General features: G+C 42.3%; 11 protein-coding genes and 1 pseudogene. 2 read left to right on the top strand and 10 right to left on the bottom strand.

Features of this window, described 5'->3' with window-relative positions; all coding sequences use genetic code 11:
- Positions 1-82: 82 nt before the first annotated feature.
- Together F8S12_RS24080 and F8S12_RS24075 are read left to right on the top strand one after the other, a co-directional pair.
- A pseudogene (locus F8S12_RS24080) lies at positions 83-492 on the top strand (IS701 family transposase); the annotation flags it as partial.
- A gap of 380 nt (positions 493-872) precedes the next feature.
- The gene (locus F8S12_RS24075; protein ID WP_196518838.1) at positions 873-1,136 is read left to right on the top strand and encodes a hypothetical protein; all 264 of its coding nucleotides are present in this window, start codon (positions 873-875) and stop codon (positions 1,134-1,136) included.
- A gap of 50 nt (positions 1,137-1,186) precedes the next feature.
- On the opposite strand, the gene ggt is transcribed toward F8S12_RS24075, so the two are convergent.
- The 10 genes from ggt to F8S12_RS24025 all read right to left on the bottom strand — a co-directional run bounded on the left by ggt (position 1,187) and on the right by F8S12_RS24025 (position 12,701).
- Positions 1,187-2,965 carry a gamma-glutamyltransferase gene (gene ggt, locus F8S12_RS24070; RefSeq protein ID WP_196518837.1) on the bottom strand — a complete coding sequence of 593 codons (1,779 nt, stop codon included), beginning with the start codon at positions 2,963-2,965 and terminating at the stop codon, positions 1,187-1,189.
- A gap of 467 nt (positions 2,966-3,432) precedes the next feature.
- Entirely contained in the window at positions 3,433-4,116 is a 684-nt protein-coding gene (locus tag F8S12_RS24065; protein WP_196518836.1) for a Crp/Fnr family transcriptional regulator, read from the bottom strand.
- Positions 4,117-4,318: 202 nt separating this feature from the next.
- Positions 4,319-5,575 (bottom strand): pilus assembly protein PilB, encoded by a 1,257-nt coding sequence (locus F8S12_RS24060; protein ID WP_196518835.1) that lies wholly within the window; start codon positions 5,573-5,575, stop codon positions 4,319-4,321.
- Positions 5,576-5,885: 310 nt separating this feature from the next.
- Positions 5,886-7,073 carry a HetZ-related protein 2 gene (locus F8S12_RS24055; RefSeq protein ID WP_196518834.1) on the bottom strand — a complete coding sequence of 396 codons (1,188 nt, stop codon included), beginning with the start codon at positions 7,071-7,073 and terminating at the stop codon, positions 5,886-5,888.
- Between the two features lie 804 nt (positions 7,074-7,877).
- Positions 7,878-8,225: a carbon dioxide-concentrating mechanism protein CcmK gene (locus F8S12_RS24050; protein WP_196518833.1), complete on the bottom strand. Its 348-nt coding sequence runs from the start codon at positions 8,223-8,225 to the stop codon at positions 7,878-7,880.
- 67 nt (positions 8,226-8,292) lie between these two features.
- Positions 8,293-8,604 (bottom strand): BMC domain-containing protein, encoded by a 312-nt coding sequence (locus F8S12_RS24045; protein WP_196518832.1) that lies wholly within the window; start codon positions 8,602-8,604, stop codon positions 8,293-8,295.
- Positions 8,605-8,818: 214 nt separating this feature from the next.
- Positions 8,819-9,442, bottom strand: a complete 624-nt coding sequence (locus F8S12_RS24040) for a hypothetical protein (protein WP_196518831.1) — start codon at positions 9,440-9,442, stop codon at positions 8,819-8,821.
- Positions 9,442-10,077, bottom strand: coding sequence for an AAA family ATPase (locus F8S12_RS24035; protein WP_196518830.1), 636 nt, complete (start codon positions 10,075-10,077; stop codon positions 9,442-9,444). The genes F8S12_RS24040 and F8S12_RS24035 overlap by 1 nt, the downstream gene beginning before the upstream one ends.
- Positions 10,078-10,425: 348 nt before the next feature.
- On the bottom strand, positions 10,426-10,854 hold the full coding sequence (gene ccmS, locus F8S12_RS24030) for a beta-carboxysome assembly chaperone CcmS (protein WP_196518829.1): 429 nt from the start codon (positions 10,852-10,854) through the stop codon (positions 10,426-10,428).
- A gap of 38 nt (positions 10,855-10,892) precedes the next feature.
- Positions 10,893-12,701 carry an ABC transporter ATP-binding protein gene (locus F8S12_RS24025; RefSeq protein WP_196518828.1) on the bottom strand — a complete coding sequence of 603 codons (1,809 nt, stop codon included), beginning with the start codon at positions 12,699-12,701 and terminating at the stop codon, positions 10,893-10,895.
- Positions 12,702-12,941 lie beyond the last annotated feature (240 nt).

The following is a 12,941-nucleotide window of genomic DNA, read 5'->3' as shown; positions in this document are numbered from 1 at the left end:
GCTTCTGACTTTAGGGCTGTTGGGGCTTCTTTATAACCTGCAACCCAACACCCCACACCCTATACCCGCCCCAACGGGGCTGGTGAATCCTAACACTCAAAACTTTTGGGTAATTGATTATCGTATTTTTAATCCTGATAATGATGGTTTAACTAAGATAGACCACGTAAAAAATATGCTGCAAGGTCTTGTATATCAAAAGCTTCTCCCTTTTGATACTGTTTTAATGGATACGTGGTATGCGGTAAATAATTTAATGCTTTATATTGATGGTTTAGATAAAGTTTATTATTGTCCTTTGAAAACTAATCGTTTAGTTGATGATACTTTCGGCAAAGAAATCATATTGCTTGTGCTATGTTGGTTTGGCTGAGACTGAAAAATTTAGCCTATCAAACAGGCCAAACTATTTATAAAATCAAGCACAACTTACTATCTAATTATCTAATTCAGCAATTAAAACGTCCAGACGTTCATATGTGTTTGGTCTAATTTAAATTCCCGTGTGTCGGGGCTTCGCCCCGCCCGCATTTTGTGCCAGTTGCGTAAGTCCTGTGTTTAAGTCACGATAGTCTGATTGCGAATTGCAAACCTCCTCTGAAAAAAGTAGTTATTGTTACACACAATCATAAAAAGCGCGGATAACATTAGAAAAATCTCCCCTAGTTAATAAGGTGAGGGAAAACTGTTATCTTTGTATCCTACTAGCAGCTGTTCTCATAAGTATGACTTGTTAAGTAATTATCCTGTAATGGATAAAACTTAATTACACTTTGTCTAAAGTATTAGGCAAAAAAGTCCCCCACAAGGGTGAGAAATTGCTTGACAAAAGTTTGCTATTATGATTCTAGCCAAAAACAAAGGAGTTTGTAATGCTTCGACAAATGTGCTGGTTACCTAAGTCTGGTGGCGACGGAGAGAAAATTTTGTATTTGCAGACAGAACCAAATCAACCTTGGCGTCCCTACACAGCTTTTGGACATTTTGTAGTCCCAGATTATCAAATACCAGGTGGTTCTAAAGGTTGGGCAACTTATCAAAAGCTTCTCAAAGCAGGTTGGACATTAGTACCTAGCGCACGGGCAAAGGAGTTTGGCAACAGCAGCTACGCAGAGTCAACTGTCCAAAATCAATAGTCATTGGTCATTAGGAGTTATTATTTTTCTCGTTGTCCCCCTTGTGTCCCTCACCACCCTTTGGGGGAACCTTCGCCGCGAGGATCAGCTGCCCCTTCTAAATTTCCATCTGCTGTCACAGCGATCGCGTTACCATTACCCCAAGGAGTAGTTTCCTTAATCTTGTGTCCCCGACGGCGTAAGTCTTGCATAGTGAGAGTATCCAAGCCCCAAGATTCCAAGCGCAACTCATCTGGAAGCCATTGATGGTGTATGCGTGGAACAGAAACAGCCGCACCAACATCCATGTTGTATTCCAGTACATTCAGAATCACTTGCAACACTTGGGTGATGATCGTGCTACCACCAGGCGCACCCACCGCCATCCGAAAATGATTATTTTCTGTGACAATTGTGGGAGTCATGCTGGAAAGAGGAGTTTTACGGGGTGCGATCGCATTTGCATCGTTACCAACTAAACCAAAGGCATTAGGCACTCCTGGCGCAGCAGCAAAATCATCCATCTCATTGTTGAGGATAATTCCAGTTTCCGGTGTCACCACACCAGCACCAAAACTGAGGTTAATCGTGAAAGTCAGACTCACGGCGTTGCGTTGTTCATCCACAACAGTAAGATGACTGGTTTGGGGAGATTCATGCCGAGGACAAGGGGATGAGGGAAGACGGAGACATTTGGAATTTGGAATTTGGAATTTGGAAGTCAAATCTCCTGGCTTTACCTCGGTTGAGGGTCTAGCCATTTGCATATTAATTTCTTGACGGCGTTTGCTAGCGTAAGCTGGACTGAGCAGTTCTTGTACAGGGACTTTAACAAAATCAGGATCGCCTAAATATTGTGAGCGATCGCTGTAAGCAATTTTCATTGCTTCTATCATTAAATGTATTGCGTCGGGATGATGCCATCCTAAAGATTTCAAATCAGTGTCACCGATAATATTTAAAATCTGCAATAGGTGAACGCCTCCCGATGATGGTGGTGGCATTGAGCAAATTTTAGCTTTACGAAAATTTCCACAAACGGGAGTCCGCCAGATTGCTTTATAAGCTTTCAGGTCTTCCAGGGTAATTAAACCACCATTTTTTACCATATCAGAAGCGATCGCGCGAGCAATACTTCCGGTGTAAAAACTTTGGGGATTCTGAGCAATTGCTGTTAAAGTGCGTGCCAAATCACGCTGTACTAACTTGTCCCCTGGTTTATAAAATTCGCCGTTGCGAGTAAAAATTTCCCGCAACGCTGGATTTTTAAGAAGTGCTTGCTTGGCGGGCTGGTTTGTTTGCAGATAACGCCAAGTTGCGACATCGCCCAGAATAAAGCCTTTCTTGGCAAGTGCGATCGCAGGTTTCACCACTTCTTGCCAAGAAAGTTTACCATAACGACGATGCACTTCATAAAGTCCTGCCACCGTTCCTGGTGTTCCTACTGCCAAATAACCACTAATACTTGCATTGGGGCGCACCTTTCCTTTCGCGTCAAGATACATATTTCTTGTAGCTTTCAGGGGTGCGCGTTCACGGAAATCTAAGGCTTTGATATCGCCAGTTTTTTCAGAGTGCATCAACAAAAATCCACCGCCGCCGATTCCCGCCGAAAAAGGCTCAACTACAGAAATTGCAAAGGTTGTGGCTACGGCTGCATCCACTGCATTACCACCTTTGCGTAACATGGAAATTCCCGCCTCACTTGCTAGGGGATGGGCTGAAACCACCATTCCCTTTTTGCTGCGTAGGGATAAAGTTAAGGCGGCTGATGCAACTTGGCTGTAAAATAGAACGCCCAAGGAAAGGATTGCGATTGCAACCGGCTTAGATTTGACAACAGTAAGCATTTTTATGCCATTTTGTTTTATATTTCTTAGCCTAGCGTTAAGGTGTGCATTTTATACGCTGCTTGCTTGTTAATTGATGAGTTGCAGAGCGATCGCTAAATCCTGTTGAACTAAATTTGTATCGGTTGAAGAAGAATTCAGAAGTCAGAATTCAGGAGCGGAGCCGGAGACGCTCCGCCTCCGGTCAGAATCAAGACGCTCTCTACGAGACGCTAAAAGCGTAGCTTGCTTCTCCGTAGGAGTACGCGGACTCGCTTTGCGCGTCGCTATCAGTCGGGGATTCAGCGCAAAGTGCGGTCTTGGGGTCTCCCCAAGAGGAGCAACTTTGTTCTTAGACCCGCAACTGATTAGAGACCACCAAATTTTCTTGTTTTGTGGGGGTCTTAAACCCGATTATTCATCCGCCAGTCTTACAGAATTCATTCTGAATTCTGACTCCTGACTCCTGAATTCTGTTTGATAAGCAATTACACTTTGCCCGCCAAGTTCATCAACTGTTTTAAGTTCACAAGATAATTGATGTTGTTGGCACTGTCAATGTTGATCCACCCTTTTTCATGCAATTTTTCCATGATTTTGGTGGTTTCTTCAACGCCGATTTCTGTCACCTCTGCTAAATCTTTGAAGGGAATATTAAAAATTTCTCTTCCCAGGTTCGATTCCTGACCATAGTTTTCGCCTAAAGTCACTAGAGTATGGGCGAGTTTGACCGCCGGTGGTGAAGACCGCATTTGCAAGCGCAGGTTAATTTGCCGTAATCGCCGCACCATCAGTTGCAACATCCGGTGATGTAACTGCGGGTCTTTAAACAATATTTGAATAAAACGCTCTCTGGAGATACTCAGCAACTTCACGGGTGAAAGAGCAATGACATCGGTTGAGCGGGGAGATTCATCCAAAATTGCCATTTCTCCAAAAAAATCGCCACGGCCAAAAATTGCCAGAGCTACTGAATCTTCCCCCACGGTACGCCGGACTTTGACCCAACCAGAAACCACGAAGTAAACGGCGTTACCCCAGGCATCCTCCATCACAACAGCTCGCCCAGATGGGTATTCATGTTCAATTGCAACGTTGAGCAGCCATTCCAAAGTCTGTGGATTGGCTGTACTCATTAGCGGGAAAAGTTCACTAAAAACCTCAGTTAGCATGAAATATTTGCAACAAATGGATTTAAGAGTGGAGAACTAACTTTGCTAGTATAAGTTTGTTTAAACCGTAATCTTACTCAGAGTACGATCGCAAAATTTGTATTTATTTGAAATGAACCTCTAAGATTGATCGGTCTTGGGTTCCATTACAACATAACAATTATGTATGTGATCGAAATCAGCGGTTTCACTGACAGACCGATTATTTGCTGTTTGTTGGGGGATTGCTCTCTAATGCCAGTATTTTGATCTGTTGGTCTAAATTTTTCACTAATTGATTCAGGGCAACCAAAGCCTTTGCTTGCTGAGAGTCAAGGCTGGGATTCAATAAAAGCCGTTCTTGTAGTTCATGCAGCTTGAAGCTTAGTTGCTGAGAAATTCCTAAGGCATCACGACCGAGACGCGCCAACTGTTGTTGTTGATAGAACTTTAATGCTCCTCCCCGTAACACTTGGAGTGTTGCCTCTTCGCCGTAGATTCCCGGCATGACTCGCAAGCGTAATAATAAGCGGTTTTTTTGATATACGTATTCCTTCTCTACCTGTTTTGGTTCTGAAACGGTGGTAACAGGCAGAGAAACAAACCGCTTTAATTCATTTAGTACTCCTTGAAAAACAGAAAGCGGCAGTTTTTCTAATACAGACTGCAAAACTCCATTTTCACTCCACAGTATTTTGCCTTCGTAAGCTTGTCTTTCTAAATACAGCCGACCAATTCCCCCAGCCAAGATTCGCCCTAGTAATTCTTCTAATAATTTTTTGGGTGATAGTGTTTGCAGCACCTCAATAGGACTAAGTAGTTCGGGAACTGGCGTGAGCAAAATAGGTAAATTGTTTGGTGTTGCTGCTTCCGAAGTTTCCCCTGCTTGATTTTTGGAACTAGGGGGGGGCGAGAACGTCGTCGATTGAGACAATTTATCTAGCTCTTGGATCGGAGGCAAGTCTACCCTCTGCCCAGAATGTTGACGCTTTTGTGTCTGAAACACCATTAATATTGGTTGCTGACTTGATTCAGAATCGGTATCTACCGAGGGAATAGGTTTGTCAGCAATGGTAGCTGCGCCATTTTTTGGGAGAGAGTCTACTGTTGGCCGATGCTCTTGTTTAGCATCTAGCTGAGATGTATTCTTATGGTTGAGGTAGGCCGAGAGGACTCTGCGGTGAGCGTCGGTTGCGATCGCCTCAATCACCATTTTGCAATTTACATAAGACAAAATGCTACCAACATAATCTAGTGCCTCACTGTCTTGTGGATAAACCATACCTAGCAAGAGGTTGTTATCTTCTAATCCAAAGGGCAAAATCTGGTGGTAGAGACAAGCTTCAAAGGACAAAAGACTATCAATTAAGTGGAATATTTGCTCGCGATCGCTTCCTTCTTCCCACTTAGCTTGAGCGGCAGTTAGCATTTGCTGTCCATTGGCTGCGGGATCATTTAATTCACCCTCTGAAGACAACATAGATTTGATTGGTTGGTGTTTACTTAAATATAATATTTATTTTGCCTCTATTTAGTAGGTAGTTAATAAAGATACTTTGTTGGATTGCTAAAGCTTTAATTATATATACTTAATTAAACTTTCAGGGAAAGACGAATTTTATATTATAGATTGGGGAGAATACTGAGTTGCAATATACTCTAGTAAGTGAGCCATAAGGAGATGAAAACGCAAAGGGGGATAGAGAAGAAACTTACGATAAATTCTCCTCTACTCCTCTGCTACCACTTTTACACACCGCCTTAATTGATCCAACTAGATGCCTCACAGCCTACTCCTGGGTTCTGAAAGCTTGGGCTACAAGATAGATTTTTGTCCATTCGCCTAGCACTTGATGGGTTTTGAGTTTTAAATGTTGGGCTATCGTTTCTATTGAGTTACCCGCTCTCCGCAAATCTAGGATTTGCCGCCCCAGAGGAGTCAATTGTTTATAAAGTTGCTGCCATTGGTTTTGTGTTAGCCCTAAGTTATGTTCTTGCAAGGAAATTGAGAGCCAGTTGTCTACGAGTTCTGGTTTACCTTTGAGAGCAAAGACACGCACAGCGTGGTAACTAATTTTTTCTCGCAGTCGGTATACTTCTTTAGTCTGTTTATTTAATTTGTGGGCAATTTCCTCTTGGGATTTACCTTGCAGATACAGTCGTAGCCATTCTACTGCGTCTGTCCCCAGATTTTCTTGTAAATAATTTTCAAATTCGTTTTGGACTGACTGACGCAGCGCTCGTTGTTCCTCTAGCTGTTGTGCTTCTTGATATTCTGCGATCGCCTGACTATCCACTAAGTTAACTCGATTGTCACTGTCATCCGTAAGAACTTCTTCCGACACTAATCTAATCAAGTCACGGCTTGGCACTTGGGTTAAGCCGCCACGCTGAGTATGTCGTAGGTAGTTTATGAAGCGGTAGGCCAATAGCGGTTGATTGCGTACTGGTCGCAGACAATATTCTTCTAAAGTGGCAAATAGGAGAGTATCCCTCAATCGTCTATCGGTTGTATATTTTGCAATATCAGCCATTTGCTGTTGCATGTAGGTGTCGCTTTGCAGTAATTCCTGGAGTACCTCTTGCAACACATCCATCACGCTGCGCTGGCGATCGCGGCTCAGGGCAACCCAAGTCTGAATTTTATTCCGTAATGTCATTAAACTCCCCAGTCGCGTTATCAAGTTGCGATAAGCCCGTTCTCGCCCTAGCCCCAAATAGCGTTGACGTAAAATCCTCCAGCGATATTCCATCGCTTGCTTGGCAATATCGAGTTCCTTGGGGTTAAATAGATCAAACCGTTTGGAGTCAGATCCAAATAGCCAAAGAATAATACTTTGCCTAGCAGTTTCACTTGGTTCTGGACATTCCGCAGCCAAGCGCTTTCGCCAATCTAGAGCTAGTTGTTCCACATCTTTTGTCATAGTGAGATTGCGTTCCTCGAAACTCAATTTTGAAGTTTGCATCACAACCCCCATTTCTCCCACCTAATTGTTTAACTGGCAGATGCCCCGGATTTCATGATTTTCATGAAACATCTCAGTGATTCCACTTTCATTACGTCTTAATTCACTAAAATTATGCAGAAATTTCTGCATTCATGTTTTGCTGGCAATTTCAAAGTGCCTCAAACTAATGTTTATGAGGCATTTGAGTCAATTTCGTTAATTTAAGCTTTTTGTAAAGTTATGTTTTTTAACTGAGAATAGAAATCTGCCTAAAATGCTGAAGATACACATTTGTAGGAGATAGGTTGCAAAAATCTGGTATTTTGTAAGCGAGACAAGGAACGCATCTAATTTAACTCAAATTTAGGCGTTATTTCACCCGTAGAAGTTTCAATCTTCTCCAACGTCTTATCTCAATAAAGATTTAGTTCTATTTGATACTAAGATTTATAATCTTATTGAGTGCATATACTCAAATTAGCGGTTAATAGAGTGGCATTAATAATTCCTAAAATTTTCGTGGCGAAAAAACTCGCCACTTTCTTTGTAATATTATTTAAATTTAATGTAACCGTATAGTTGAAAGAATCTATGTATAAATATTACTGCCATAGCCGGGAATCATCCCCAGTATGACACATGGCGATCGCTATTCCAGATATTAGGGATTAATAGGCAAATTTATCCTTTTTAAAATAGCTTCATCAACTCAGTACTGAGTGCTGAGTGCTGGGTAAATTTAAGAAGTACTCAGTATTCCGTACTACGGTAAAAGCCCCGCCCCTTGTGGGGGGTCTTTTCACTCAGCACTCAGCACTGGGAACTCAGCACTCTTCATCGACTGTTTGATCTGACAATGGGATTTTCTACAGATTCTCGATACTCTTGGACTTGTTCTGTGTAAGCAATTGGCAGAACAGCTTCAACGTTTTCATGGGGACGAGCAATAATCACCCACGATTCCAGGGTACCGCCATAAACATTTTCTGCGGCTTCAATACCAGCAGCCATAGCCGTCTTCACCTCAGAAACATCGCCACGAATATTAACTGTAAAGCGAGCGCTACCGACTCTGATATAACCAACGAGAGTGACTCGACCAGCTTTTACCATAGCATCTGCTGCTGCTAGCACCGCAGGAAAACCTTTTGTTTCAAGTGCTCCAACTGCCTGTAATGACATTAGTAATCTCCTGTATGAATAAACGATATATGAGAAGCTTCGCTACAGACTTGGATGGCGAAATTGCTTAGAAGATCCGGAAAGGTTCTGATTTTTCATTGAAATGGATTGGTAATATGGTTTCCACATTTTCTGGGGGATTGGCAACGATGTAGTGGGTGATTACTGCACCAGCCTTTACTTGCTCTCCAGCAGCGATTCCGGCTTCAACAGCTCTTTTTACCTCAGCAACGTGTCCCCGGACGGCGACTAACAAGCGAGCGCTTTCGGCTTGACCATAATACACAATAGTAACTGCGGCAGCTTTGACCATTGCATCTGCTGCTGCTAAGACACTAGGAAAACCTAAAGTTTCAATTACCCCAACCGCCATTGGCATGGCAATAGCTCCTGGATTAAGGAATAGGCGATATCAATTGTACGTGGGTTTAGTCCCAATTTTGACATTTTGGAAAACTTTCTTAGATGGTGGGAGTAGAGATTTGCCCATTCATTTCTCACAACTCCCTGTTCTAGAGCTATTCTGTAGTCTATGGACTAAAGATTGATGTATGTTTTGGAATTTTCTTGCTCAAGCAGTTGAGTAACTGACTCTAGTCAAGTAACCACATCTCATTAGAAGTTTCAGGATACTCATTTGGTTGATTTTGTGGTTGATTTTGAGCTAGTTTTTCTGATGAACGATGTGATTTTTTGTAGTTAAGTGGATTGTAGTGTTCTTTTACGGATTTTATAGCACTAGTTTCTTTTACCGCTACAGCAAGTTTGGAATTAGCTTCTGCTGCTTGTTTTGAGGCATTAATTTCTTCTATAAGCTGGGAATTCGCTTCTGCAAGTTGTAGTGCTGTTTTTTTTGTTTCGTCAAGTTCTTTTGTTAACCGTTCTGTTAATTCTTCTTGTTCAGATGCTATTGCTTGTTGTTTAGATAATTTTGATTGCAAACCAACAATTTTCTGTTCAAGAGAAGCTTCCTTTTGATGGCTTGTCTCTAAAGTACTTGTCAATTCTTTGACAGTTGCTTCTAAATCAGCCTTAGTTGGACTTGTGCGTTTAGTAGAAGTTGACTCAGATGTTTGTGCCGACGATTCTTCATCTGATGAAGCTTCTTCTTGGGCAATTTCTTCTGCTACAACTTCGATCGCAGATTCACCTTCTGGGGGTGTAAATTTTTGTGCTTCTTCTTGTAATAAGTCGGAGAGACTTTGTTTCCTAGCCATTATTTTTTCCTCCAATCACGCTGTAATTCATCAGCTGCACGGCGATAGTCTGACTCTGCCTCCCGTGCATTTCCTCCTCGCCATTGAGTAATGGCCACACCCTCAAGTGCCGCTCGTTCATGAGCTTTATAGGCACGGATCAAGGTATTAAAAGTCGGAATACCTAGCCGAGTCAGAGTGTTCTTTGCTTCTAGTGCTTCCCCTAGACTTCGCGTATCGACTTTGGTGAGCAGTACCCGATGGGGGGTTCCCGATGGGATAACGGCTTCCCTGACTGTTTCCACGAGGATAGCTAAATCCATTGCAGCTGGGGGTGAAGGCAAAACTAGATAATCTGCGATCGCAACTACTGCCGCTAATGCTTCAGAGCGCAGCGCAGGAGGTGTATCCACCACTACTAAATCGTAACCTGTTATCTTTCCTAAATCACCTAAAAGTGTGGGATCAGTTTCTTGAGATAGATCAAATCCCATTCCCTGCTGACTGCGCCCAAACCACCAACTGGCAGAACCTTGAATATCTGCGTCAATCAGAAGCACCTTGTTTTTCTTCGCAAAGTTGGCAGCCAGATTGACTGCGGTAGTCGTTTTGCCGACTCCTCCTTTACCGTTGAGAATAGCGATGATTTTTGGCACTGCTTGCTTCCGATGCTGCCTCTTAAGTGCTGAGTTAAGAGTTAGAAGTTATTATTCTCCTCTTTGTCCTCCTTCTAGTCACCACTCTTAAGTCCCTAATGATGAATATACTCCTTTGTGTGACCTTATTTAACATTAAAACTCGTAACAATAAAATTCAGAAGCCATTAACTCTACAAAATTCTATTAATTCCAGTTATTTTGAGCTTGGGAGGCGGAACATAGGGCTAATATTTTTGCTTGGCGATAGATAGCCACCAGTAGCAATAAAGCAATTAACTAAACAATAAACGCAAAGTTCTTATCTTCCTCTGCGTTCCTCTGCGCTTCCCTTAGCGTTCCTCTGCGTTAAAAAACAACCTCCTCCCTCATCCTCTCTTCCAGCACATCCAATAACCCCTCCACATCCTTCCCAGCTTCCTCAAAACAAATCGGTGGTGCTGGTTCCGGTGCAAACTGAATTAACTTAATTTCCCCCTTCCCAATCCCAATCATCACAACTTCCACTTCCGGCTTATTATTCTCAATAATTCCCAAAATTTCCTGAAGCCGATTTTCAACCTTAATATTTAACTTCTCTATCTGCTCTTTCGGACAATAAACAAAATGGGGCGTTGGTTGTAAATCAATACCAACAGTACCCTGACTATCGCCATTTGCTAACCACAATCCCCAAAATAGCGCCGCCAATTCTTGCTGATTTGCTTTGACAAACTTATCCAACTGGTGACGCCACTTGTTATCACCTGATTCTGGTTGACTATTACCAAAAAACATAAATAATTCGTAATTAAGAGACAAACAATGCGCGAAAGTTATCTCAAACCTGACTGTACACGCCAGAGACTGGAATAAATCTCATCTTTCTGTAGCAGTTGCTCATGGGTTCCCGACTCTACTAATTTCCCATGTTCCATGACATAAATGCAATCGGCATTGCGGATAGTGGAAAGACGATGAGCGATCGCAATTGTAGTTCTATCTACTGTAATCCGTTCGAGCGATCGCTGGATTGCGGCTTCTGTTTCATTATCTACCGCCGAGGTTGCTTCATCTAAAATCAAAATAGGGGGATTCTTTAAGACTGCACGGGCGATCGCAATCCGTTGTCTTTGTCCACCAGATAACTTTTGTCCTCTTTCCCCTACAATTGTCTCATAACCTTGGGGCAGATTGATAATAAATTCGTGCGCCTCAGCTACCGTCGCCGCCGTAAGAATTTCTTGCTCTGTAGTATCAAAACTGCCATAGGCAATATTCTCCGCTACAGTGCCATGAAATAGAAAGACATCTTGACTCACCAACCCAATGCAGCGCCGCAAATCTTGCAAATTCAAACTTTGTAAGTCAATACCATCCAGAGTAATGTTTCCAGTTTGCACTTCGTACAACCGCAACAAAAGTTTGACTAAAGTGCTTTTACCGGAACCAGTGGAACCGACAATTGCAATGGTTTTTCCCGCCGGAATATCCAAAGATAGATTTTTAATAACTGGAAATCTATCTTGGTAGGCAAAAGTAACATTTTTAAATTGCACCTCACCGCGCACTTTATCCACAGGTAAGGCTACATTTCCTGTATGAATAGCGATGGGAGTATCTAACAAATTCATGACTCGATTAGTAGAAGCCATCGCCCGTTGATATTGATCAAATGTTTCGCCTAACCTTGTTAAAGGCCACAGCAAACGCTGAATTAAAAACACTAATACGCTGTAAGTACCTACAGACATTTCTCCAGAAACTGCTGCCATCCCACCATACAATAGTAATGCAGTGAAACCTCCCAAAATCAACATCCGAATTAACGGTACAAAAGCAGCAGAAAGAGCAATTGCTTTGGAGTTACTGCGGCGATAAGCTTCACTATCTACTTCCAAACGAGAGGCTTCATAAGCTTCGGCGGTAAAACTTTTAATAGTAGTAATTCCGCTGATATTATTTGATAAACGCGAGTTGAGAAAACCTACCTTTTCGCGTACATCAGCATAGCGAGGCGCAAGCAGTCGTTGATAAGCAAAGGAACCCCAGAGGATAAATGGCATTGGCGATAAAGCCATCCACGCCACACTAGGAGCCAAAATAAAGAAAGCAGCGCTAATAATTAAAACAGTTGCAGAAACTTGGATGATATCATTTGCTCCCACATCCAAAAACCGCTCTAGTTGGTTAATATCATCGCTGAGGATAGACATTAAATTGCCAGTGCTGCGTTCTTCAAAATAAGCCAATTCCAACTCTTGCAAATGTTTATATGCATCCAAACGCAAGTCATGCTGAATATTCTGCGCTAAATTCCGCCAAAGTCGAGCGTAGGCGTACTCAAAAACCGATTCTAATATCCAAATAATGACAGTGAGGAAGGAAATAATTAAAAATTGCCCAAAGACATCGTGTACTCCTAACTGTGCAATTATGGAATCCTGCTGCTTGACTACCACATCTACTGCGACGCCAATTAAGCCAGGTGGTGCCAAGTCAAAAAACTTATTGAGGGTAGAATAAGTAGTCGCCAGCCAAATTTGTTTACGATACTGGTGTCCATAATCAAACAGGCGCTGGAGAGGATGCGCTGAATGTTTACCCTTTCTTGATACCCGATGAGATTTTAATCCAATAGCCACGGCTTTTTGCGGTTGCGTGTAGCTGATATTAGCACGGAATACAGTTCTGAGTCCTCAATGCTGAGTCTGGAATCTGAAGATTAAAGACTTGATTTAGACAGACTGATGAGAAACTTAAACAAGTAACAGACTTTACTTTAGTCAAAGCAAAATTTTTGACTATTTACTACCCTCAAATTTATCCGTACTATTTTACTCAGGACTCAGCACTCATTACTCAGCACTCATTACTCACATGGA

Source organism: Nostoc sp. WHI (assembly GCF_015714725.1).
Classification (GTDB): domain Bacteria; phylum Cyanobacteriota; class Cyanobacteriia; order Cyanobacteriales; family Nostocaceae; genus Nostoc.
Note: the sequence above shows the minus strand (reverse complement) of the source record. Positions and strands in the feature narration are given on the sequence as shown.

Bases quoted from the DNA above. Each gene is read 5' to 3' on its own strand.
- F8S12_RS24075 (WP_196518838.1), top strand. From the start codon at position 873: ATGCTTCGACAAATGTGCTGGTTACCTAAGTCTGGTGGCGACGGAGAG.
- ggt (WP_196518837.1), bottom strand. From the start codon at position 2,965: ATGCTTACTGTTGTCAAATCTAAGCCGGTTGCAATCGCAATCCTTTCC.
- F8S12_RS24065 (WP_196518836.1), bottom strand. From the start codon at position 4,116: ATGCTAACTGAGGTTTTTAGTGAACTTTTCCCGCTAATGAGTACAGCC.
- F8S12_RS24060 (WP_196518835.1), bottom strand. From the start codon at position 5,575: ATGTTGTCTTCAGAGGGTGAATTAAATGATCCCGCAGCCAATGGACAG.
- F8S12_RS24055 (WP_196518834.1), bottom strand. From the start codon at position 7,073: ATGGGGGTTGTGATGCAAACTTCAAAATTGAGTTTCGAGGAACGCAAT.
- F8S12_RS24050 (WP_196518833.1), bottom strand. From the start codon at position 8,225: ATGTCATTACAGGCAGTTGGAGCACTTGAAACAAAAGGTTTTCCTGCG.
- F8S12_RS24045 (WP_196518832.1), bottom strand. From the start codon at position 8,604: ATGCCAATGGCGGTTGGGGTAATTGAAACTTTAGGTTTTCCTAGTGTC.
- F8S12_RS24040 (WP_196518831.1), bottom strand. From the start codon at position 9,442: ATGGCTAGGAAACAAAGTCTCTCCGACTTATTACAAGAAGAAGCACAA.
- ccmS (WP_196518829.1), bottom strand. From the start codon at position 10,854: ATGTTTTTTGGTAATAGTCAACCAGAATCAGGTGATAACAAGTGGCGT.